At 61.9% G+C, this 21647-nt stretch carries 21 protein-coding genes and 3 pseudogenes; 19 read left to right on the top strand and 5 right to left on the bottom strand.

Features of this window, described 5'->3' with window-relative positions; genetic code table 11:
- Nucleotides 1-132: 132 nt before the first annotated feature.
- Nucleotides 133-1044, top strand: coding sequence for a hypothetical protein (locus tag ACWPVA_RS00335; protein WP_454285772.1), 912 nt, complete (start codon nt 133-135; stop codon nt 1042-1044).
- A gap of 718 nt (nt 1045-1762) precedes the next feature.
- On the top strand, nt 1763-2236 hold the full coding sequence (locus ACWPVA_RS00340) for a hypothetical protein (protein WP_454285773.1): 474 nt from the start codon (nt 1763-1765) through the stop codon (nt 2234-2236).
- Between the two features lie 272 nt (nt 2237-2508).
- Here ACWPVA_RS00340 and ACWPVA_RS00345 read toward each other — a convergent pair.
- Together ACWPVA_RS00345 and ACWPVA_RS00350 are read right to left on the bottom strand one after the other, a co-directional pair.
- Nucleotides 2509-3792: pseudogene (locus ACWPVA_RS00345) on the bottom strand (NAD(P)/FAD-dependent oxidoreductase).
- A gap of 17 nt (nt 3793-3809) precedes the next feature.
- Nucleotides 3810-4442 (bottom strand): helix-turn-helix domain-containing protein, encoded by a 633-nt coding sequence (locus ACWPVA_RS00350; RefSeq protein ID WP_454285774.1) that lies wholly within the window; start codon nt 4440-4442, stop codon nt 3810-3812.
- Nucleotides 4443-4572: 130 nt separating this feature from the next.
- Here ACWPVA_RS00350 and ACWPVA_RS00355 point away from each other — a divergent pair, with 130 nt between their 5' ends.
- The 5 genes and pseudogenes from ACWPVA_RS00355 (at nt 4573) to ACWPVA_RS00375 (ending at nt 8271) form a co-directional block, all read left to right on the top strand.
- Nucleotides 4573-5313 (top strand): ABC transporter substrate-binding protein, encoded by a 741-nt coding sequence (locus tag ACWPVA_RS00355; protein ID WP_454289491.1) that lies wholly within the window; start codon nt 4573-4575, stop codon nt 5311-5313.
- A gap of 54 nt (nt 5314-5367) precedes the next feature.
- Nucleotides 5368-6021, top strand: a complete 654-nt coding sequence (locus ACWPVA_RS00360) for an amino acid ABC transporter permease (protein WP_454285775.1) — start codon at nt 5368-5370, stop codon at nt 6019-6021.
- Complete coding sequence (locus ACWPVA_RS00365) at nt 6018-6752, top strand: amino acid ABC transporter ATP-binding protein (RefSeq protein ID WP_454285776.1); 735 nt, start codon at nt 6018-6020, stop codon at nt 6750-6752. Before ACWPVA_RS00360 ends, ACWPVA_RS00365 begins: the two co-directional genes overlap by 4 nt.
- Before the next feature lie 334 nt (nt 6753-7086).
- Complete coding sequence (locus ACWPVA_RS00370; protein WP_454285777.1) at nt 7087-7458, top strand: MarR family winged helix-turn-helix transcriptional regulator; 372 nt, start codon at nt 7087-7089, stop codon at nt 7456-7458.
- Between the two features lie 3 nt (nt 7459-7461).
- A pseudogene (locus ACWPVA_RS00375) lies at nt 7462-8271 on the top strand (NAD-dependent epimerase/dehydratase family protein).
- A gap of 148 nt (nt 8272-8419) precedes the next feature.
- Here the strand turns inward: ACWPVA_RS00375 and ACWPVA_RS00380 are convergent.
- A complete protein-coding gene (locus ACWPVA_RS00380; protein ID WP_454285778.1) occupies nt 8420-9160 on the bottom strand; it encodes a TetR/AcrR family transcriptional regulator in 741 nt (246 codons plus the stop codon).
- 267 nt (nt 9161-9427) lie between these two features.
- On the opposite strand from ACWPVA_RS00380, the gene ACWPVA_RS00385 reads away from it, so the two are divergent.
- The 4 genes and pseudogenes from ACWPVA_RS00385 to ACWPVA_RS00400 form a co-directional block, all read left to right on the top strand.
- Entirely contained in the window at nt 9428-10501 is a 1074-nt protein-coding gene (locus ACWPVA_RS00385; RefSeq protein WP_454285779.1) for an HlyD family efflux transporter periplasmic adaptor subunit, read from the top strand.
- A complete protein-coding gene (devC, locus tag ACWPVA_RS00390; protein ID WP_454285780.1) occupies nt 10498-11685 on the top strand; it encodes an ABC transporter permease DevC in 1188 nt (395 codons plus the stop codon). Before ACWPVA_RS00385 ends, devC begins: the two co-directional genes overlap by 4 nt.
- A complete protein-coding gene (locus ACWPVA_RS00395; protein ID WP_454285781.1) occupies nt 11682-12374 on the top strand; it encodes an ATP-binding cassette domain-containing protein in 693 nt (230 codons plus the stop codon). Before devC ends, ACWPVA_RS00395 begins: the two co-directional genes overlap by 4 nt.
- 14 nt (nt 12375-12388) lie before the next feature.
- A pseudogene (locus ACWPVA_RS00400) lies at nt 12389-12913 on the top strand (transposase); the annotation flags it as partial.
- A gap of 138 nt (nt 12914-13051) precedes the next feature.
- Here the strand turns inward: ACWPVA_RS00400 and ACWPVA_RS00405 are convergent.
- Entirely contained in the window at nt 13052-13954 is a 903-nt protein-coding gene (locus tag ACWPVA_RS00405; protein ID WP_454285782.1) for a LysR family transcriptional regulator, read from the bottom strand.
- Between the two features lie 107 nt (nt 13955-14061).
- Between ACWPVA_RS00405 and ACWPVA_RS00410 the strand changes: the two genes are divergently transcribed.
- The 8 genes from ACWPVA_RS00410 to ACWPVA_RS00445 all read left to right on the top strand — a co-directional run bounded on the left by ACWPVA_RS00410 (nt 14062) and on the right by ACWPVA_RS00445 (nt 20443).
- The gene (locus tag ACWPVA_RS00410; protein WP_454285783.1) at nt 14062-15048 is read left to right on the top strand and encodes an ABC transporter substrate-binding protein; all 987 of its coding nucleotides are present in this window, start codon (nt 14062-14064) and stop codon (nt 15046-15048) included.
- 20 nt (nt 15049-15068) lie between these two features.
- Nucleotides 15069-15851 carry an ABC transporter permease gene (locus ACWPVA_RS00415; protein WP_454285784.1) on the top strand — a complete coding sequence of 261 codons (783 nt, stop codon included), beginning with the start codon at nt 15069-15071 and terminating at the stop codon, nt 15849-15851.
- Nucleotides 15852-15858: 7 nt separating this feature from the next.
- On the top strand, nt 15859-16632 hold the full coding sequence (locus ACWPVA_RS00420; protein ID WP_454285785.1) for an ABC transporter ATP-binding protein: 774 nt from the start codon (nt 15859-15861) through the stop codon (nt 16630-16632).
- Nucleotides 16633-16743: 111 nt separating this feature from the next.
- Nucleotides 16744-17385: an SDR family NAD(P)-dependent oxidoreductase gene (locus ACWPVA_RS00425; protein WP_454285786.1), complete on the top strand. Its 642-nt coding sequence runs from the start codon at nt 16744-16746 to the stop codon at nt 17383-17385.
- The gene (locus ACWPVA_RS00430) at nt 17379-18086 is read left to right on the top strand and encodes an SDR family NAD(P)-dependent oxidoreductase (protein WP_454285787.1); all 708 of its coding nucleotides are present in this window, start codon (nt 17379-17381) and stop codon (nt 18084-18086) included. The genes ACWPVA_RS00425 and ACWPVA_RS00430 overlap by 7 nt, the downstream gene beginning before the upstream one ends.
- Before the next feature lie 10 nt (nt 18087-18096).
- Entirely contained in the window at nt 18097-18891 is a 795-nt protein-coding gene (locus ACWPVA_RS00435; protein ID WP_454285788.1) for a creatininase, read from the top strand.
- The gene (gene speB, locus ACWPVA_RS00440; protein WP_454285789.1) at nt 18878-19828 is read left to right on the top strand and encodes an agmatinase; all 951 of its coding nucleotides are present in this window, start codon (nt 18878-18880) and stop codon (nt 19826-19828) included. Before ACWPVA_RS00435 ends, speB begins: the two co-directional genes overlap by 14 nt.
- 117 nt (nt 19829-19945) lie before the next feature.
- The gene (locus tag ACWPVA_RS00445) at nt 19946-20443 is read left to right on the top strand and encodes an oxidoreductase (RefSeq protein ID WP_454285790.1); all 498 of its coding nucleotides are present in this window, start codon (nt 19946-19948) and stop codon (nt 20441-20443) included.
- 123 nt (nt 20444-20566) lie between these two features.
- Here the strand turns inward: ACWPVA_RS00445 and ACWPVA_RS00450 are convergent, their stop codons facing one another.
- Nucleotides 20567-21643, bottom strand: a complete 1077-nt coding sequence (locus tag ACWPVA_RS00450) for an ABC transporter ATP-binding protein (RefSeq protein WP_454285791.1) — start codon at nt 21641-21643, stop codon at nt 20567-20569.
- Nucleotides 21644-21647 lie beyond the last annotated feature (4 nt).

A 21647-nucleotide genomic window follows, 5' to 3' on the forward strand; every position in this document is an offset into this window, starting at 1 on the left:
CTACCGGACGCACTGCATGCTCCGCCGGCCATGCCGCCTATTCCGAACTGAAGACGGCAGCAGGGGAAGCTCACGAACTGGATCATCTCGCTCGAACGGGAGATCGGCAAGCTCTCGCCGCAAGTGGCCGCTATGGAACAGGCCGGCGAGCGCAGCCGGCAATTGGCTGACGAGGCGCAACGCGCGGCACAGGCCGTTGCAGACGCCAAGCAGAGGGCCGAAGCTGCGGCGCTGACGGCATGCGACAAGGCCGCAGAGCTGCGCAAGGAGACCGACGAAGCCCTGCAACGCCCCTATCTGACCGAAATACGCGGCGCGGTCACGCAGACAAAGCTTCAGGCGCAAACGGCGATAAGCGAGGACCGCAAGGCCCGTGATGCCGCATCCGCCGCCGACGAGCTCGTTGAGACGTCGCAGCCCACCATAGAGGAACTTGGCGCCGTTCCGGCACGGATTGCCGCGATGGCTGCGGAAAGGGACCGGCTGCAGGGGATCGCCGACGATGGCGCGGCCCGACGGACGGCGCTTGGCGAAGCCATCCGATCGATCGAGGCGATCGCGCCCCGCGCCGAGGCTGCCCATCGGGCCATGCTGTCGCTCGCTGCGAAATCCGGAACGGAGGACGCCGAGGCCGTAATCGCGGAGGCCGATAGGCTATGGGCCGAGATGCGGGCTGCGGCCGGAGAACTGGCCGGATGCAGTGAGGAGCTCGATAGGGCTTCCGCTGTCGCAATAACCGAAGTCGGCGCGCTCGCAGACCGCTTGAAGGAACTTTCACAACGGACCGGTCCCATCGGGCCGCAGGATGGCGGGCCGGCTCTGATCGACACGCTTCGCTCTGCTGCTTCTTTGGCGAGAGCAAGCGCCGACGTGTCCGAAATCTTCGCCGAAGCGGCAACGTCCGCCGCAACTGATGCCGCTCGCTGCCAGGCCCTGGGCGAAAGCGCATTGACGCCGATCGGGCCGACGACAATGCCGCGGCCGCCGAAGCGGCGATCGCGCAATGCCGGTTCGAGGACGCACGACGCCTTCTGGAAGGCATGACGAATTCGTCGCGCTACGACGAACTCTCCGCCAGCTATCGCGCCTCGGTCGACCGGGAAGGCCAGACGAAAGCCGACTGCGACCGGGCCCAGGCGCTCTATCAGAGCGGCGCGGTCGACGCCGCCCTGGCAGCTCTCCGGAAGGCGCGCGCCAATACGCAATGCGACAGTTTCCGCAGGGCGATCGATTCCGCCATCGCCAAGAGCGAGGCCGGCGGAAACGACACGCTCGCCAGCGCGGTCCAGGCGGCCATCGACAGCTGTGACTTCACTGTGGCCAGAGACGGACTGGTGACGCTCTCCGACGCTGGCCATCCGCTCGCGGCGGAATTGAGGGCCTCTTACGCGGCCGCTGTCGATCGCGAAACGCAAACACAGGCCCTGTGGGATCACGCGCGCGCTGAACGGCGAGGGCAAGACGAACGAGGCCGTTGCGATTCTGCAGAGCGCGCGCAGCAATACACGTTGCGAGGCCTTCGTCGGTCGGATCGAACAAACCCTGACCGCACTCGGCACAACCCAACCTGGCCCTCCGGCCGACGTGACCGCGGTGGCGGGTTGGGAGCAGCCCTGGCGCGGAACGATCAGACTGACGCAGCTCCAGATCAACGGGGCGACGACAAGCGTGGAAAGTGCGATCCAGATGCTGGACCGCGACGGGCGGCGCGCGAAGGCGCAGGCCGAACAGCAAATCCGGAGGGATCAACGGGATCGGCACAATGCTGGCGAGCCCGATCGGCGAGGCAATCGTCGGCGCAGCAAAGGCCGCCCTCGACGTATTCGACCAGGGTATCTCGATGAGCTTTGCCCTCACAGCGCAGCCGGACGGTTTCCGCATCGCGCCGGTTGGCGAGATCGATCAGGGCATGCAGAAGAACATCGACCGCATTCCGCTGCTGAAGCCGGCCGGGGAGCGGCTGATCCAGACCAGTTATGCCAATCCGGTAGGCAGTCTGGAGCTGAATGTCGCCATGCGCGCCGCCGACGCCTTCGACAAGATCGAGCTGCAGATTGAGCTTGAAGGACGGCGCACGCCCGACGACGACGCCGGCTCAGAGATCAGGACCGTCAAGATGACGCTGTCGGGATCATTCGAGGTGGGACAAATCCCGGCCAATGTCCTGGCCTCTGAAATCACCACGCAGTTCCAGGAAGCGATGAAGCGCTACACTTCAAAGCCTTCAAGCCAGTGATCGCTGGGGCGCATGCGCAGGAGGGTTTTGTATTCCTCTTAAGTCCTCCAGGCTTTCCTGCTGCTGGCCGCTTGTTTGATCAGCTCAACCTGATTGTCGCCACGCATGGTACGCGGAAGGCGTTTTGCCTTGTGTATTGATTTCAGGCCACGGTTCCGCGGTCGCCGCCGCCGGTTGGGTGGTTCTCACTAGAGAATAGGCCGTCTTCGAAACTCAACGACTTCCGCGACTTGACCCCCCGATGGCCTGTCTCAGGAAATGCTGTATCCCGATCAGCCGTCTCTCCACCGGGACCAAGCCACAGTGGCTGCCACCACGGGCTTCCGAAGAAAATAGAATGGGATTTCCTTCACCTCGGTAACCGGAAAGTCCTGCTCCTGCTCAGGTATGTCTTGGGCCAGATCTGCCAACACCTTGCCAAGGACCGTTGCCATCGCGACGCCCCGCCCATTGTAGCCAATTGCCCCCCAGACGCGGGAACCTGCCCGCACGACATGGGGGTAATGATCCGCAGTCATTGCAACGAACCCGCCCCACTTGAACGCCCAGCTAGCCTCCGAAAGCTGTGGGAAAAGCCGCTGACTTGCCTCTTGAAGCAGCGAGAACTGTTTCTCGGTCCCGCTCTCCGTGTAGTCGCCGCGCCCGCCCATGATGAAGCGCCCCTCAGGATCAAGGCGGAAGTAGAGCAGCAGCCGGCGGCTATCCGATGCGGAATGACCGCCGGGCAGGATGGATCTTCGAACTTCGTCACTGAGAGGTGCGGTGGCCACCTGAACCGAGCGGATTGGAACGACGCTTCGGGCAATCCCGGGATTGAATGATCCAGAATATCCGTTTGTGCAGATCAATACCTTTCGGGCGCTCAGGCGGCCGTTTGGCGTGTGGATCACGTGCGTCGCGCCGTTTTGTTCCATACGAAGTGCAGGGCTGCGGCCATGCAGCCGTGCCCCGGCCCTCTGAGCCGACCAGGCAAGACCGAGCGAATAGTTCAGCGGATGCAGGTTGCCGCCTCTGGGGTCAATCATCCCTGCGAGGTAGGCATCTGTCCCGACAAGTTCCGCGGTTTCGGCGCGCGAGAGCAACCGCAAAGGCGCGCCACGACACTGCCATTGTCCCACCCGCTTGCTGACCGTTTTCAGCGCAGCTTCATTGTGTACGGGCTAAATCCATCCCGGCTGCCGCGCGGCACAGTCGATCCCCAGCCGTTTGATCAGATCGAAGACAAAATCGCCCGCGCGACCTGAAAGCCGCACCATGCGTCCTCCCAGATCGGGACCGAACTTTGCCTCGATCGCATCCGGATCTTCCTTCAGGCCGGGGTTCACCTGTCCACCATTGCGCCCCGAAGCACCCCATCCCGGGGTCTCCGCTTCGAGCAGAGTGACGGCGACACCGGCTTCAGCCAAATGCAGTGCCGCCGAGAGGCCGGTGAAGCCTCCGCCGATTACCGCGACCTCTGTCTCTTCGGCCCCTTTCAGAACCGGGCAGTCGGGCGTCGGATTCGCAGTGGCGGTCCATAGGGAGCGTGCGATATACGGCTTCTCGTTTTCGATCATCCTGTTTTCCTTTGTGATCAATAGACGGCGGGGCTTACGATCCACAAGGCAACGGTATCGACATTGCCGACACACCAGAACCGGATCAGCGCCGTCGCCGGGAATGCGAACGAGTCGCCCTCGGCAAGCTCGAGGATCTCCCCGTCGACCTCAAGCCCCAGGGTTCCCGACAGGACCGTCCCGCATTTCGCGCCCGCCTCGTGGCGATAGGGCGTGTTCCCGGTTGAACCTCCCGGTCGGATCACCAGACGCATCATCTGTATGCCCGTCACCTCGTCCGGAGTCATCAACTCCTTCCGCATGCCCTTGGCTCCGAGATCGAGAACCCGCCGCTGATGGCTGCGGACGACAACAGAGCTATGTTCGCGGGTGCCCTGCTCGAACAGCCAGCTAACCGGCATTTCAAGAGCTTTGCAGATCGCTCCGAGTGAGCGCACGGAGGGCATCGTCAAACCCCGCTCAATCTGGCTGAGCAGGCCAATCGACACTTCGGCCCGCGCCGAGACCTCCTTGAGCGATAAACCCCGCACCTGACGCCGGAGGCGCAGGCGTCCGCCGATCATGGAAGCGTCGCTCTCAGTTTCTGTCGTCGTTGTTGCTTCGTTCATTGCTTGCCCATTTTCAATCACTCCGTTGACATCCTGCACCATCTTCTACCAAAGTGAAATAGCTGATGAATAATTTCAGTTCGGCTAGAAGCGGTCCAACCAAGTTCACAGCGGCGACACGCCGCCGGACGTCACAGGAGAGGGCAGTAAGACAATGACAATAGTTCAGAAGATGAAACGCAGCTTGGCGCCAATGATTGTGGTCACGCTGCTGGCTGGCGGAGCCGCAGCGCAAACCACCTATACCGTAGGCTCCACACCTTCAGGCGTTCCGTTCACGTTTCTTGATGTGGCCACCAACAAGATCGACGGTGTGATGGTAGACGTCATCGAGGCGGTAGGCGAAGCCGAGGATTTCACTCCCGAGGTGGAAGCCACCCAGTGGAGCGCGCTGATCCCCTCGCTGACCAGCAACAAGATCGACATCATAGCTGCTGCCATGTACGCGACCGAAGAACGTGCCAAGGTCGTGGCTTTCAGCGACACGGTCTATTCCTACGGTGAAGGGCTGTTTGTCGCGGCCTCCGACGGAGGAACGTACAGGACCCTTGAGGACCTTAAGGGCAAGACGGTCGGCGTGCAGGTGGGCACGGCCTATGTCGCGCCGCTGAAGGCAACCGGATTCTTTGCCGAGGTGAAGGTCTACGACACCATCGCGGACATCATGCGCGACGTTTCCGTTGGCCGCATCGACGCGGGGTTTGGAGACCGCCCGATCGTCGCCTATCAGCTGTCCAAGGGCGCATCCGACGTGCGTCTTGTCCCGGAGTATACTTCGACGATTGTTGGCAACGTGGCCATCGCCGTGCGCAAGGACGATCCGGAATTGCTGGCCAAAATCAACAGCGGTCTCGCCAAGATGAAGGCTTCTGGCAAGCTGGACGAAATCGTCAAGAAATGGGGCATTGAATAGTCGAGTCATGGCGGCGCCCCTCGGGCGCCGCCGGCCGATTTCACCGGAGCAGCCATGATCGAATTTCTCGCCAGATCCGAAACCTATATTCCCATCCTCATGGAAGGCGTCTGGCTGACCCTGGTCGTCACGTTCTTCTCTCTCATTCTAAGTACGATCCTTGGCTTGTTCTGGGCGCTTCTGAGTCGGTCGAAAAACCCGGTCCTGCGCGGTATTAGCTCCACGTTCATTACGGTGATCCGCGGCATCCCGATCATCGTGCAGCTCTTCTACATCTACTTCGTGCTTCCCGAGATCGGACTCGATCTGACGGCGCTGCAGGCCGGGATTGTCGGAATCGGTGTTGCGTATTCGGCCTATCAGGCCGAGAATTTTCGCGCCGGGATCGAAGCGGTCGACAAGGGTCAGATCGAGGCCGCACAGTCCGTTGGGATGAACGATGCCCTTGTCATGCGGCGGGTCATCCTGCCTCAGGCTTTCAAGATTTCCCTTCCCCCCTTTGGCAACACCATGATCATGATGCTGAAGGACTCATCTCTCGTCTCGACGATCACTGTTGCGGAATTGACGCGTCAGGGCCAGCTGATAGCGGCATCGACATTCGACAACATGACCGTTTTCACCCTGGTCGCATTGATCTACCTGGCAATGGCACTGCCTCTCACATTCTTTGCGCGCTGGCTTGAGAGGAGGTACAGGAAAGCATGATAACGGTTCAGGATATCCACAAGTCGTATGGCACCATCGAAGTCATCAAGGGAGTGAGCTTCGACGTTCAGGTCGGCGAGGTCGTCTGCATCATCGGCCCGTCCGGATCGGGAAAATCGACCATTCTGCGCTGCATAAACGGGCTGGAGACTTATCAGAAGGGCGAGATCAGGATTGACGGAGATCTCGTTAATCCGGCCGACAAATCGATTATCGGTCTTCGCCAGAGAGTGTCGATGGTGTTTCAGCGCTTCAACCTCTTCCCGCACCGCACTGTTCTGGAGAACGTGATGGAAGGGCCGGTCCATGTGAAACACGTGCGCCGCAGCGAGGCGCGCGAACTGGCCGCAGAGTACCTCACGAAGGTTGGTCTCGAGGCTAAGCTGGACGCCTATCCCGAGAACCTGTCGGGCGGCCAGCAACAGCGCGTGGCCATCGCCCGTGCGTTGGCTATGCAGCCCGAGGCGATCCTTTTCGACGAACCAACCTCGGCCCTGGACCCCGAACTGGTAGGCGAAGTGCTGAAGGTCATGCGGGATGTCGCATTGGAGGGGATGACCATGGTCGTCGTGACGCATGAGATGGGATTTGCCCGCGAGGTGGCCGACCGGGTATTGTTTCTCGAAGGCGGCCGCATCGTCGAACAGGGACCACCCGAGGAGATCCTTCGTGCTCCGAAGGAGGTCAGGACACAGGACTTCCTGCGCCGGGTAATCAATCCGCTTGAATAGCCGGTTGCGCAGATTGCATGAACGGGCATCCATACATGACCCCGGGCATTGTGGGCAAAAGCAAATTTCAGCGACGATTCAAGCGTGACGTTGTGCGCCTCATGACCGAAGGGCGGCAGTCGGAGATTTGTTCAGGAACGGAGCTGCCAAGTGAGTGGCGGCGTCTGCTGTTTCACAACATCACTATTGCGGCCGTCTTCGGAAAAGATGGGTTCAGCCTTGACTTTTGTTAGTCGCCTGACATTATTGTCAGGTGGCTAACAAATCGAATGAAAACCTTCACGGGTCTGTCGGTGGTTGGGCGAAGCGATGCTACCTGGCTGGTCGTGCTGCGATGGAGGCGATGCTCCGCCCCTACGATCTCGGCGCCACGCAGTGGTTTGTTCTCTACCATCTGGCACATGACGGACCGATCATGCAGCGCGATCTGGTGAAAATCCTCCAGGTCGAGCGAGCGACGTTAAGCGCGGTCATAGCCGTCCTTGTCCGCAAGGGGCTTGTGGAGCAGGTGCCGGACAGCTTCGACCAGCGACAAAAGCTGCTCCGGATGAGTGCGGCGGGCATCAAGCTCTGGGACGAGTTGCCCGATCTGGCAGTCATTCACAGCGTCGCTTTCGACGGCGTGGACAACGCCGCCGTCGCCGCAGTGGTCGATGTTCTCAAGACCGCTACCGAGCGACTTGAAAAGCTCACGGAAAGGAAGTGACGCATGGCAGTCTTGATAACCGGTGAGACCGGACTCGTTGGGAGCCGCCTCCTACCTCGTCTCTTCGAGGCGGGCGTGGATTGTCGTGCACTTGTGCGCGGAGGAAAGGACGTTCCCGCAGGCGTGACGGCAGTCGAGGGCGACCTTTTCGATCGTTCGACCCTTGGGCCGGCGGTTGAGGGCGTCACAGACATTATCCACCTCGCCGTGGTTTTCCGTACCTAACACACCGACCTTATCTGGAAGAGCAATCTGGAGGGGACACAAAATCTCGTCGGTGCCGTGAAGGACCACGCCCCCGAGGTGCGCTTCATCCTCGCGAGCACCAGCAACGTTTACGACGCCGACAGCGCTCATCCCAGGCGCGAGGACGATGCGGTTGATCCCAAGCACGCCTATCCCGCAAGCAAGGTCGCTGCCGAGAAGGCATTGCGGGACAGCGGTCTCAACTGGGCGGTCCTGAGGTTTCCCTTCGTCTGCTGCGATCAGGACGGCCATCTGGAGGAACTGCCCAAGCACGTGGTCGCGGGCAAGTGGCATCCGGCCAAGCGGATCAGCACGATCCATCATCGCGACATCGCTACGGCCATCAAACTTGCCTTGGACGGCGTGTTCAACGGCCGCATCGTCAATATTTCCGATGAGGCGCCGAGTTCAATCTATGAGCTCGCGGCGTTGGTCGGCGAAAAGCTGGGGTCCTCCGCCGAGCCGCTGGAAAACCTTTGGCATCTCCATGTCGACGCCTCGCTGGCGCGCAGCCTCGGCTTTCAACCCAACGTAAGGACAGTTTCCAGGCCGTTCAGGACGAGCTGATGTGACCCGCCGGCAGCAGCGCAGTCAGCGATTGCGATACTGATCGCTGCGCTACGGTCATGCGACATGGGAGCTTGACCACAGGTCGCCATCGGATTGGAGACCGCATACGGCAGGAATCCTCACGAAGGCGACGAGCGTCCAATGCCTACTGTTGCCCCTGAAGCAGAACGAGGGAAATTCCAGCGAGGACGCAATCAAGACCTCGTTCAAATTCCGCCCCGGCCGATGGATGGTTGGCTTCCTTGACCACCCTTTCCATCATCGGAAAACGACCGCTTGCCAGCAGCCTCTCAAGGTAGGGCCACCAAGCCTGCTCCCACGCGGTCTGGTCCATGCCGAATTCCTGCAGGGTCTGAAGCCTGTTGGTTTCGTTGCGCAATGCGCCGACCACATAGGCTACCACAGTGCCGACGGTCTGCATGATCGTGTCGATTTTTTCAAAGCCACGCGCGCCGCTGAGCGAAGCGTAAAAGATTTCGATAAACGCAATCCCATTTGGACCCAGGTGCGGCCTGCCTCCAAGCAGTTCGACCAGCCACGGATGTTTGCCGGCAGCTTCGCGGAGCCGATAGGCAAGCGAGCGTAGTATCTCTTGCCAATCACCCTGGGGCGGACCGGCGGTCAGCATTTCTCCAAATGCGGCATCCGTCATCAATTCCAGCAGTTCAGCCTTGGTGGATATATAGCTGTAGAGCCGCATTGTGCTTGAATCGAGAGAGATGGCGACCTTTCGCAGCGAGACCGACTCCAGTCCGTCCCGGTCGGCGATCGCCGTCGCGGCACGAGTGATGACGTCCCTACTGATGGGGGTGAGCGGACCCTTGGGCTCGGGTCGCTCCCAAAGGATTTTTGCGGCCCCTTCCGGGATATTGGACGGATTCTTCATTCATTTATCCTACCCGACCGGGATCGAATTGACAACTTTCGTACGTTGATTGTACAGCGTTATTGAATTATACGATGATATGAAGATGCCGATGGGAGGCGTGCGAAAGGTGCGGTCGCGTTGCATGCGAAAAAAGATGCGGGGCATTTGATGGGTGCTGACGGTGATCGCGCCTATCTTCCGCTGGAGGATTCCGGCAAGGCGACGCCGTCGGCGCCGCGCGATCGGGCGCCGACGGCAACGATCCGGGCAAAGCGGCTTCCGCTATTGCTGCTACTGCTTACTTTCGGCGCGGCCGTCATCCTGTATTTCAATCCGGCGATTTTGGATCTCGTTTGGGATCGGCTCGATTATGAGGCCGGCGGAATGGCACCGGTGCGAACGGGCGAGGTGGCTTTCCCCGAGGATCGGCCCGCGGAGGTCGTTGCCCTCGGCCATCTGAAGCCGGATGGCGGGGCATTGGCTCTGGCACTGCCCTACGGCGCTGATGATGCGCGCATTGCGCGGCTGTTGGTATCCGAAGGCGACCGGTTCGAAGCCGGACAAGTCATCGCCGAATTGGACAACATGCCGGCCCTTCTCGCCGCGAAGGCCAGTGCGGAATCGAATCTGGCTGCCCAGCAGGCGGCGTTGGAACAGGTTCGCGCTTCGGTCCTGGCAAGCCTTGCAGATGCACGCGCCAGTCGTGCCGTGGCCGAGGCAACGCGGATCCTGGCCAATCAGGAACTCGAACGCCAGACCAAACTTGCGGCGCGCAATTCAACAACACAGGCGCTGCTCCAGCAGGCGCATGCGAACGCCGTCAAGGCGCAGGCCGAACTCGGACGAACAACCGCGCTCGTTATACGCTTCACCGGAGCAGGGGATGGCAGCCAGTCCGACATCGTGCTTGCGGCGCGCAACCTCGATGTGGCACGTGCGAACCTGTCGCGGGCAAACGATGATCTTGCCGCAGGGCAAGTGATCGCGCCTCAGGCGGGCACGGTCCTGAAAATCCATGCCCGCTCAGGGGAAAGGCCCGGCGAGGCCGGCTTGGCGACGGTCGGCCTCGTCGAGCAGATGACTGCGGAGCTGGAAGTCTACCAAACCGACATCCAGAAAATAGCGCTCGGTCAGCAAGCACGTATGACCTCCCCGGCGCTGACGGCGCCGCTCATCGGCAAGGTCACGGCCATAGGACAAATCGTGGAGCGCCAATCGGTGATGGATTCAGAGCCGGCCGCGAATGCCGATGCGCGCGTTGTTCGAGTTACAGTGACGCTCGATGCCGCCTCTTCGGCACTGGCGCGTTCCTATACGAACATTGAAATCGTCGGCAGGATAAGGATGGAACCAAAGTGACGCAGTTGTTGTCCATCCTGTTCCGGCGTGTCCCCATCGGTTGGCTGCAACTCACCCATAGTCGCCCGCGCCTCGTTGCCGCGGTCGCCGGGATAGCCTTCGCCAATCTGCTGGTCTTCCTGCAACTGGGCGTGGTCGCTTCGTTGTCGGCCGTGGTCAACCTGACCTACTCGCCGTTCCGCGCCGATATCATGATTTCGCCACCAAGCGCCACGCTCTTCACCGGAGCATTGGTGGCGCGACGGATCATGTATATGGCGCTTGCCGAGCCAGGGGTGTCGGACGCAACGCCTCTCTATCTGGGTAGTCGGGAGTGGAAGCAACCCGACGGCATTTCCAAGATGCTCTTCGTATTCGGCATGGCGCCGGAAGCGAGCGCGTTTGCCAGCGAGCCGATCGCTGCGCAGATGAACCGGCTGTCCTTGCCGGACAGGGTCTTGCTCGACAGTCAAGTCCGCAATTTAGCCCTGAACTGGGACGCAACGGCAATCGATCAGGCGTCGATGGAAAAGCCTTTGACATTCGAGATCAGTGGCCACACCGTAGCCGCCGTGGGCAGCTTCAAGCTCGGAAGCGGCTTCGGATCAGATGGCGCGCTCTTTGTCTCGGATCAGACATTTCAGCGGCTTGTGAAAGAGCGAACGACCGGGACTGCGAGCCATATACTCGTCGATGTGAAGCCGGGCGAAGACCCTGCGGTCATCGCCCGCCGCATGGAAGCGCGATTGTCGCCGGAGCATGTGCAGGTCCGCACCATGGCGCAGGCAATCGCGGACGATCTGGTTTACACGAATACACAAGTGCCCATGGGCATCATCTTCGGGATCGGGGTTTTCGTCGCCATTCTGGTTGGTCTTGTCATCGTTTACCAGGTGCTGGCAGCCGATGTCGCCGCTCACTTGAAAGAATATGCGACGTTCAAGGCAATGGGCTTCCCCCATCGGTTTCTTCTCGGCATTGTTTTCGAGGAGGCAATGATCATCGCCTTGATCGGCTTCCTGCCGGGTGTCATTCTCGGTGCCGGGGTCTATCAGGTGATGGGCGCGGCGACCGATCTGCCCTTGGGCATGACCGCAGGCAGGGCCGCGGCCGTGCTTTTGGGCACTTTTGTCGCCTGCTCCATATCGGGCGCGCTTGCCACCGTTCGCCTGCGGCGCGCCGATCCCGCGGAACTGTTCGGATGATCCCAGCTCAATCACCATCCATATCGATGCACGGCGTCAACTATTGGTTCGGCGCCGGCGAAGCCCGCATCCAGGTGATATTCGATGCCTCCCTGACGATCGAACGCGGCAGCTTCACCATCCTCAGAGGGCCTTCCGGTTCGGGCAAGACCACCCTGCTGACCTTGATGGGATGCCTGCGCAAGCTTCAGGACGGGTCGATCCGCTTGCTGGGCCAGGAACTGCGCGACGCTGACAACACCGCGCAGCAAGTGCTGCGCCGCCGGCTCGGCTTCATTTTTCAGGCCCACAACCTCCACGAAAGTCTGACGGCGCGGCAAAACACGCTGATGGGCTTGCAGGTGCATGGACCTGGAGGGGACACCGCCAAACAGAACGCCGCGGCGGTGCGCCTGCTGGAATCGCTCGGCCTGGGGAGCCGGATAGACTACTTGCCCGAAAAGCTCTCGGGTGGGCAAAAACAGCGCGTGGCCATCGCCCGCGCGCTGGTGTCCAACCCGGAAATCGTTTTCGCGGACGAACCCACCGCTGCCTTGGATAGGGACTCCGGACTATACGTGGTGCGGATGCTCAAAACCCTTGGACAGATACGCGGAACTTCAACCGTCATGGTTACTCACGACAGTCGCATCATCGAACTTGCCGACAGGATAATCAGTATCGAGGACGGGCATGTGGTGTCGAACTGAAACAGGCACCCTGAACCGCCGCGAAGAACAGGGCCAAGAACCTTTCCAGCCCGCTGCTGAAGAAACACAACGTCGAAAGGCTCAGGCAGATCGAGCGCCAGATCAAGGCCGTGGACGAAGCCATCATGGCCTTGATTGCCGAGGACGCATCCCGCAAGGCTAGGTTCGACATCCTCGTCTCAATTCCGGGCGTGTCACAGGTCACGGCTTTTACACTTCTCATCGAGATGCCTGAACTGGGCGAACTGGATGAGAAAGCCGCAGCCGCACTCTCCGGTCTTGCGCCGGTGAGCCGCCAGTCCGGACGATGGACCGGACGCGCTTTCATTGCTGGCGGCAGGGCCATCGTCCGCCACGCGCTCTACATGCCCGCCCTCGTCGCTTGCCGCTTCAACCCAGATCTCAAGGCAAAATACGACGACCTCGTCAAAACAGGAAAGCCACCCAAGGTCGCCATTACAGCCATCATGCGAAAGCTCATCCTCCTGGCAAACGCACTTCTGCGAAACAACAGGAAATGGATCCCAAAACCCGCTTGATCAAAACGGATACTCTAAGGTCTGCGAGCATTATCTGATGCAGAAAACGACGGACTTCCCGCGTGGGTCTGCTCGAGATGGTATTATCTCGGAAAAGCGGTAATAGCCGGGGTGGAAGAAAAAGGGCTTTCGGCACGCTCAGATTGGCTTCTTTAATCGCTCCAGGATCGTCAGAAACTCCGAGATCAACGGACTGTTCTTGTTGTCTCGCCGATAGGCGATCTTGTGCATCGACGAAAAGCCGAAAGCGCTGGGGCGGATGGCGCGCAGTTCGCCGCGCGCCACCCAGGGTTCGGCGAAATGGCAGGGCAGGAAACCGATGAACTGGCCCGAGAGGATGAGCATGACCTGCGCCTCCATCGCCACGACGGAAGCGCTCGCACGCGGATGGCCGACCAGGTAAAGGTCGTCGAAATGGCGGTAACGGCGGACCGAGAAGCGGGCGCCGGAGATGACCCGCTGGTCGATCTCATGGTCCGGCCTGTCGAACAGCGGATGCTCGCGACCGCAGTAGAGATTGTGCGGCTCGCTGGCGAAGTCCCGGTAGGTCAGGCCGGGAGAACGCTGTGAAAACGGTCCGATGGCGATATCGCGATCGCCGTCCGCCACCTTCTGTTCCAGATCCGAGGGCGTTCCCAGTTCTAGGTCGATGAAGATATCGGCATCCGGCCGCATGAACTCGGCGATCGCCCGTTGCACCCCGAGTTGCTCGCTGGTCATCACGCCGTCCGAGGCCCCCAGGCGCAGGCGGCCCGACAGATTGCCGCTCGCCGCACTGACGCGCTGGGTGAAATCATCGATGTCGCGGAACAGCTTGACGGCCGCATCATAGGTGGCGCGGCCGAGTTCGGTCAGGCGAAACTGCTGCCTGCCGCGATGGCACAGCTGGCCGCCGGTCCGCTTTTCCAGCTCCGCCAGATGCGTGCTTAGCGTCGATTGCGACAGGTTCAGCGCCAGCTGCGCGTCCGAGAAGCCATTGGCGTCCGCGAGCGCGACGAAGACGCGAAGCAGGCGGATATCGATATTGTCCAGGCGACGCATTGGCGAAACTCACATTGACGTTCTTCGATGTAACATCCCAAATATTGTGATTTACTCCAATGTAAAAATGCATGACGCTGCCTCAAATTCAAAAAAAGGGGAGCATCATGAACAAGACGCTTGGACTGACGACCGCGATCGCCCTGATCGTGTCTTCGACGAACGCTTTCGCCGCGGACCAGATCCGAATTCTCGCGCCGACCTGGCTGGGCTTCGCGCCGGTGCACGTCGCGCTGGCCAACGGATGCTTCGAACAGGAGAAGCTCGACGTCACTATCAACTTCGAGGACGACCTCAGCAATGTGATGGCCGCCATGGCGCGCGGCGACGTCGAGATCCAGATGCGCAGCGTCGGCGAGTATCAGGGCCGTCCGCGCGACAAGACGACGCCCGGCATCATCATCGGCACGATCGACAAATCCGTCGGCGGCGATGGCGTGATCGCCGACGGCAGCACCAAGACGGTGGCCGACCTCAAGGGCAAGACCATCGCCGCCGAACCCAATATCCCGGCGCGTCTCCTGCTGCAGATGGAACTCAAGCAGGCGGGCCTCACCCTCAAGGACTTGAACATCAAGGAGATTTCCAGCGCCGATACGGGGGCCGTCTTCGTCGACGAAAGCATCGCCGCGATCGCCACCTACGAACCCTTCATGTCGCAGGCCATCAAAGCCTCGTCCCGCGAGGGCGCCAAGGTGCTGATCTCCTCGAAGGACCATCGCGGCATGATCATTGACGCCATCATTGCCCGCAACGACGACCTCAAGGCCTCGCCGGACAAGTATGGGCGTTTCCTGAAGTGCATCTATTCGGCGGTCGACTTCATCAAGGCCGAGCCGCAGAAATTCGCCGAGATCGCCGCGCCGAGCTTCGGCCTGACGCCCGAAGAGGTGCTGGACGTGGTCAATGGCAGCCTCGCCTATACCACGCTCGCGGAAGCCCAGGTCTATATGGGGGAGCCGGGCAAGCCGGGCAGTCTGTTTGGAATCTTCGACACGGTAATGGCGCTCAATCTGGAGAATGGCGCAGCCGACAACCAGCTGGTGGCGGCCGAGCAGATCGACAATTCCGTCATCGCGACCATCGGCAAGTGAGTTCGGACCGGCACACACGGATGTTTGGAAAACTGTTCACCTTTCGAGGCGGGAAGTCGCCCGCCGCCGAACTGATCGTCGGTTTGGCGGCGGCGGCGATCCTGCTGGGGTTCTGGGAACTGGCGGCACGGCTGGGCCTCGTCAAGCCGCAGTTCCTGCCGTCACCCGGCGACGTTCTGGCGGCTCTCTGGCGCATGCTGACGCAGCAGGACCTGCTCTGGCATACCGCCGTCTCGGCGGGGCGCGTCTGGTCAGCCTTCCTGCTGGCCGCGCTCATGGCGATCCCGATCGGCATGATGATGAGCAGCTATCGCATCGTCGGGGCGTCGCTCGAACCGATGATCGATTTCATCCGATACCTGCCGGTGCCAGCTCTTGTGCCCTTGTCGATCATCTGGTTCGGCGTCGGCGAGTCCACCAAGATCTTCCTGCTCTGGCTCGGCACCTTCTTCCAGCTGGTGCTGTTCGTGGCGGACGATGCCCGCCGCGTGCCCAATGAATATGTCGAGGTGGCCCGCACCGTCGGTGCGCAGTCGCGGCAGGTGATGACGGACGTGATCTTCAGGGCCATGGGGCCGTCGCTGCTCGACAATCTGCGGATCACGCTCGGCTGGTGCTGGACCTATCTCATCATCGCCGAAATCGTCGCTGCGGATTCCGGCATCGGCTTCGTCATCTGGTCGGCGCGCCGTTACGTGAAGACGCCCGAGGTCATGGCTGGCGTTCTCGTCATCGGCCTGGTCGGCCTGGTGACCGACCAGCTGCTACGCGTCCTGCATCGCAAAATCTTCCAATATGTGTGAGCCCTCCATGGCACAGAACTACTTGGCATTCGAGGGCGTGACGAAGAGCTTCGGCCCGATGGACGTCGTCACGAAGACCGATCTCTCGATCGGCCGCGGCAGCTTCGTCGTCTTCCTCGGCCCGTCCGGCTGCGGCAAGACCACGCTCATGCGCATGGTGGGCGGCCTCGATACGCCCTCTACCGGTCAGATCCGGCTCGGCGGCGATATCGTGCGTGCTCCCGACCGCCGCCGCGGCATGGTCTTCCAGGCATATTCCTCCTTTCCCTGGCTGACGGTCGCGGAAAACATCGCCTTCGGCATGCGCTACCGTTCCGACATTTCCACGCAGGAAAAGGTGGAGCGCAAGGCGCACTATCTGAAGCTTGTGGGGCTCGAGGAATTCGCCGACGCCTATCCGTCGCGCATTTCCGGCGGTATGCGCCAGCGCGTCGCCATCGCCCGCACGCTTGCCGCCGGCTCCGAAGTCCTGCTAATGGACGAACCGTTCGGCGCGCTCGATGCGCTGACCCGCGAACGGTTGCAGGTGCAGTTGCGGGCGTTGCAGATCTCCGAACAGAAGACGGTGATCTTCGTCACCCACGACGTCGAGGAGGCGGTGTTTCTCGCCGACCGCGTGGTGCTGTTCTCCAGGCGGCCGGCGCGCATGGTCGCCGACATCGACGTCAACGCCGCGCTCGGCGTCGAGCGGCCGCTCGAAATCCGCGAAACGCAGAGCTTCTTCGACCTTCGCAACAAGATCCTCCATCTCATCCGCAACGAAACGGGAGATCCCGTATGAAGGGCATGTTTTCGGGCCGCACGGTGGTGATCACCGGGGCAAGCCGCGGGATCGGGCTCGGCATCGCCCGGGCCTTCCACCGCGAGGGCGCGCGGCTGCACCTGATCGCTGATGATCCGGCTGTTCACGAGCGTGCCGCAGAAGCTCGGCGCCACCGCCGCCCAGGCGGACATTGCCGACGGGGCGCGCGTGGATGCCGCGTTGAGGGATGTGGGAACGATCGACGTGCTGATCAACAATGCGGGCCTGGAGCGGCTGACACCACTTGATGATGCGAGCGCCGAGGGTTTCGCCACCTTCCGCCGCATCATCGACATCAACATTGCCGGCACGGCGCTGGTCACCAGGCGTGCGCTCCGGTCGATGTTTTCGGGCGGGGCGATCGTCAACACAGCGTCGATCTGGGGACGGGTGGCCGAGGCGCAGTTCGACGCCTATGTGGCTTCGAAACACGCGATCATCGGGCTCACCAAGACCTGGGCGAAGGAGCTCGGGCCGCGCAATATCCGCGTCAACGCCGTCTGCCCCGGTTGGGTAAGGACGGAGGCCTCGATGCGTTCGCTGGGGCTCATGGCCTGCGCGCAGGGCGTCAGCGAAGACAGGCTTCTTGAAGACATCGTCGGCGGGCAGGCCCTGCCCGGCCTGATGGAGCCCGACGACATGGGAGAGATCTACCTCTTCCTCGCCTCCGACAGGGCGAAGAACATCACCGGCCAGTCGCTCGGCGCCGATCGGGGAGCAGTTCCATGGTGAAACCGTTGACGGGCAAGAGGGCCCTGGTGACCGGGGCGGCAAGCGGCATCGGCCGGGCCGCGGCGGAAGCGCTGATGGCCGAGGGCGCCACGGTGATCGGGCTGGATCTCAAGCCGCAGGAGGGAAGCCTTGCCATCCTCGCCTGCGATCTGGCGGACGAGGGGCAGGTCATCTCGGCAGTGGGCGAGGCAGCGCGGCGGATGGGGGGGATCGACATCCTCGTCAACAATGCGGGCATCCTCGAAGAATGCCCGCTGGGGGGCATCAGCGCCGCCCACATCGACCGCATGTTCGCGGTCAACGTGCGGGGGGCGGTTTTGGTGGCGCGCGAAGCGCTTCGGCATTTTCCGGCGGGCGGGCGGATCATCAACATCGCCTCCGAACTCGCCTATCTCGGCAGGGCGGACGCCTCCGTCTATTGCGCCACCAAGGCGGCCATTCTCGGCCTGACCCGGTCCTGGGCAAGAGAACTGGCGCCGAGGATCCTGGTCAATGCCGTGGCTCCCGGTCCGACAGATACGCCGCTCCTGGCCTTCGAGACCCTGACGGCGGACCAGAAGGCGGCCGAGACGGCCAATCCCATGGGACGGATCGGCAGGCCTGAGGAAGTGGCGGCGGCCGTGGTCTTTCTCGCCGGGCCGGGGGCCACCTTCTTCACCGGACAATGCCTGGGCGCCAATGGCGGCGCGGCGATGATTTGAGGACGTCACGATGAACGACAGCGTATTCTGGGCGGAACAGACCTGGCCCGAGGCGGCCGCGAAGGTGGCCGGCGGCGCACCGATATTCCTGCCTCTTGGGGCGACCGAGCAGCACGGCCATCACATGGCACTCAATGTCGACGTCGTGCTGCCGACGTCCATCTGTGAAACGGTCGCCAGGGCCGTGGGAGGATTGGTCCTGCCTACCATCCCCTATGGCAATCGCTCGCAGCCGAAGACCGGTGGCGGTTCGGCCTTCGGCGGCACGATCAACCTGACGGCTCACACCTTTTCGCTCGTGGTGCGCGACGTGCTGTGCGAGCTCTACCGGCAGAAGGTCCGGCGGATCGTGGTGGTGAACGGCCATTACGAGAACATCTGGCCCGCGGTCGAAGGCATCGAGCTGGCACTGGATGCGATCGGCCGCGACCGCTGCGACGGGCTGACGATCCTCAGGTTCGACCACTGGGATCTCGTCCAGCCGTCGACCATCGACCGGATCTTCCCGGACGGCTATCCCGGCATCGAACTCGAACATGCGAGCGTGATCGAGACGTCCATGATGCTGGCGCTGCGCCCGGAATTCGTCGATCTCGATCGATCGCTGCATGACGGGCCGGCCAAGTTCAAGCCCTATGATCGCTATCCTCTTCCGCTGGCCGACGTGCCGCCGTCCGGCGTGCTGTCCATGACCACGGGATCGCAGGAGGAAAAAGGCAATTGGCTGCTGACCGACGTGGTCAGCCGCATGACGCAGATCGTTCGAGACGAATTCAGCATTGGAGGCCATAATGATCAACGCTAAGCATCAGCCGGTGGATGCCGCCGAGGTTCCGCGCTTTGCCGGCCAGGCGACGTTCATGCGGCTTCCGGCCGTGCCGTCCGCCGAAGGGCTCGACATCGCCCTGGTCGGCATTCCGTGGGACGGCGGCACCACCAACCGGGCCGGCGCCCGCCATGGGCCGCGCGAGATCCGCAGCCAGTCCAGCCTGATGCGCAAGGTGCATCACGTTTCCAAGATCGCGCCCTTCAGCCTCGCCAATATCGCCGACGTCGGCGATCTCTCGGTCAATCCGATCGACCTGATGGACGCGCTGAAGCGGATCGAGGAAGGCATTGCCAGCATCATCGCGGTCGGCGCCATTCCACTTTCCGCCGGTGGCGACCACCTGACGACGCTGCCTGTGTTGCGCGCGGTGGCCCGGCACCGGCCGGTCGGCCTCATCCATTTCGACGCCCATTCCGACACCAATGACAGCTATTTCGGCGGCAACCGATATACCCATGGCACGCCGTTCCGGCGCGCCATCGAGGAAGGACTGCTCGACCCCAAGCGCATGGTACAGATCGGCATTCGCGGTTCGATCTATGAGACGGACGAGCATGCCTGGGCCATCGAGCAGGGCATCCGTATCATCTACATGGAAGAGTTCACCCGCCGCGGCGCGGCCGCGGTGATCGCCGAAGCAAAGGCGATCGTCGGTTCGGCGCCGACCTACGTGACCTTCGACATCGACAGCATCGACCCGTCCATGGCGCCAGGCACCGGTACGCCCGAAGTCGGCGGCTTCACCACGCGCGAGGCGCAACAGATGATCCGCCTGCTGGAAGGCGTCGATATCGTCGGTGCCGACGTCGTCGAGGTAGCGCCTCCGTTTGATCTCGCCGGCATGACGGCGATCGCCGGCGCAACAATGATGTTCGAACTGCTGTGCGTGATCGCGGCGAAATTTCAGGCGTGACACCGGGCGTGTGATCCCGACTTGAAATTTGACCCCTTTCGGCGTCGCAAAATGCCCCACGACCGGAGCCTAGTGCCTTAGGCGCGGCCGAGCCGTTATGACGTCTCATCCGAGCCGGTGAAGATCGGTGCGGTGACCGCCCGGAAACGGTTCTACCAGGTTCTGCACTGCAACGGCATGGGCTATCGCGATCCGACAGCGCTGGTCCATACGCGCGGCGTGAAGGCAGAGGGCGGCTGGGCGGTCGTCTGCGCCGAACAGGTGGATTTTCACTACACGTCCGAGATCACGCCTTTCATCGAGCGGCGCCTGTGGGACGAGCGGGATATCCCGGCGCTGTCGCGCATGGTCGACAAGATCCACGAGGGTGGGGCGCTGGCCGGCATCGAGCTTGCCTGCACCGTCATGCTATTGGAGATTGTGCCGGCGCAGCAGATCGTGGACACGATGCTGGCGACGGGATTTGGGCTTGCCCGCATTTGCGAAGGCTTCATCGGCAACCGCATCCTCAAGCGTTACCGCGCGTGCCGTGGGCCAGGATATCCCCGAGACCTTGGGCGATATTCTGGTCAGTGCCCGCCGCAAGGGCCAGAAGACCGGCGGTGGCTGGTATGACTATGAGGCCGGCGATCGCCGTCCCCTTCCTTCGGACGAGGTTACCCACCTTCTCGGTGCCCTGATGCAGCCCGACCGGAAAAATCCGCTCCATTGGCCGACCAGAGCGTCCGGGGCGGCGGTCTAGCTCACGAGCCAATTGTCTTTATAGAAGCGAACCTTCTCGGGCGTGAATACAAGATTCGTTGCGGCACCGATGGGCGGAACGTGATGGGGAGTGCGTAGCTTCACGATTGTGCTGTTCGCGAGGTCGGCGCTGACGATGGTGAAGCAGCCCATGTCCTGAATATCCATGACGGTTGCAGGCAATGTGCCCGCTCGCGGGGTGTCGGTAAGCGTGACGAATTCCGGACGAATGCCGACCACGACATCGCTCAGCGAACGGCCTTCGGCAGAGCGGAGCGCACCGACCTCGCGTCCGAGGACCGACACCGTACCCCCGTCGACCCTGCCCTCGAGAAAATTCATCGCTGGCGAGCCGATGAAATAGCCGACGTGGCGATGCACCGGTTCCTCGAACAGTGCCTGGGGGCTCCCCATCTGTACGACGCGGCCATGGTCCATGACCACGACCTGTTCGGCCAGCGTCATCGCCTCGTTCTGGTCGTGCGTTACATAGACCAGCGTGTGTCCGTGCTGGGCGCTGATGTCGCGCAGCTTGCGTCTAAGACTGAATTTCAGCTGCGGATCGATCACTGTCAGGGGTTCGTCCATGAGGATGACCGCCACGTCGTCGCGCACCAGTCCGCGCCCGAGTGAGATCAGTTGCTTGAGGTCAGGCGTGAGCTTTCGCGCCGGCTTCTGCAGCACTCCGTCGAGATTGAGCAGGCTTGCCACCTCGTTGACCCGCCGGTCGATCTCGCCTTTCGGCGTGTTGCGGCAACGCAGCGGAAAGGCAAGGTTCTCGAACACCGTCTTCGACGGATAGACCACCGGAAACTGAAAGACCTGGGCGATGTTACGCTTCACCGCGCCGACCGAGGTCACGTCGATCCCGTTGATTAGCACCCTGCCTTCGCTCGGCATCAGCAGGCCGGAGACGATGTTCAGCATCGTGCTCTTGCCGCAGCCGGACGGACCGAGCAGGGCATAGGTGCCGCCGTCCTCCCAGGTGAGATTCAGCGGATGGAGCGCGTAGTTCGGCTTGCCGTCGACGATGTCGTAGGCATGGGCGAGGCTCCTGAGTTCGATCTTTGCCATGCAA

This window comes from Rhizobium arsenicireducens (assembly GCF_964021225.1).

Coding starts and splice junctions, on each gene's coding strand:
- ACWPVA_RS00335 (WP_454285772.1), top strand. CDS start 133: ATGGAACAGGCCGGCGAGCGCAGCCGGCAATTGGCTGACGAGGCGCAA.
- ACWPVA_RS00340 (WP_454285773.1), top strand. CDS start 1,763: ATGCTGGCGAGCCCGATCGGCGAGGCAATCGTCGGCGCAGCAAAGGCC.
- ACWPVA_RS00350 (WP_454285774.1), bottom strand. CDS start 4,442: ATGGTGCAGGATGTCAACGGAGTGATTGAAAATGGGCAAGCAATGAAC.
- ACWPVA_RS00355 (WP_454289491.1), top strand. CDS start 4,573: ATGAAACGCAGCTTGGCGCCAATGATTGTGGTCACGCTGCTGGCTGGC.
- ACWPVA_RS00360 (WP_454285775.1), top strand. CDS start 5,368: ATGATCGAATTTCTCGCCAGATCCGAAACCTATATTCCCATCCTCATG.
- ACWPVA_RS00365 (WP_454285776.1), top strand. CDS start 6,018: ATGATAACGGTTCAGGATATCCACAAGTCGTATGGCACCATCGAAGTC.
- ACWPVA_RS00370 (WP_454285777.1), top strand. CDS start 7,087: ATGGAGGCGATGCTCCGCCCCTACGATCTCGGCGCCACGCAGTGGTTT.
- ACWPVA_RS00380 (WP_454285778.1), bottom strand. CDS start 9,160: ATGAAGAATCCGTCCAATATCCCGGAAGGGGCCGCAAAAATCCTTTGG.
- ACWPVA_RS00395 (WP_454285781.1), top strand. CDS start 11,682: ATGATCCCAGCTCAATCACCATCCATATCGATGCACGGCGTCAACTAT.
- ACWPVA_RS00405 (WP_454285782.1), bottom strand. CDS start 13,954: ATGCGTCGCCTGGACAATATCGATATCCGCCTGCTTCGCGTCTTCGTC.
- ACWPVA_RS00410 (WP_454285783.1), top strand. CDS start 14,062: ATGAACAAGACGCTTGGACTGACGACCGCGATCGCCCTGATCGTGTCT.
- ACWPVA_RS00415 (WP_454285784.1), top strand. CDS start 15,069: ATGTTTGGAAAACTGTTCACCTTTCGAGGCGGGAAGTCGCCCGCCGCC.
- ACWPVA_RS00420 (WP_454285785.1), top strand. CDS start 15,859: ATGGCACAGAACTACTTGGCATTCGAGGGCGTGACGAAGAGCTTCGGC.
- ACWPVA_RS00425 (WP_454285786.1), top strand. CDS start 16,744: ATGATCCGGCTGTTCACGAGCGTGCCGCAGAAGCTCGGCGCCACCGCC.
- ACWPVA_RS00430 (WP_454285787.1), top strand. CDS start 17,379: ATGGTGAAACCGTTGACGGGCAAGAGGGCCCTGGTGACCGGGGCGGCA.
- ACWPVA_RS00435 (WP_454285788.1), top strand. CDS start 18,097: ATGAACGACAGCGTATTCTGGGCGGAACAGACCTGGCCCGAGGCGGCC.
- speB (WP_454285789.1), top strand. CDS start 18,878: ATGATCAACGCTAAGCATCAGCCGGTGGATGCCGCCGAGGTTCCGCGC.
- ACWPVA_RS00450 (WP_454285791.1), bottom strand. CDS start 21,643: ATGGCAAAGATCGAACTCAGGAGCCTCGCCCATGCCTACGACATCGTC.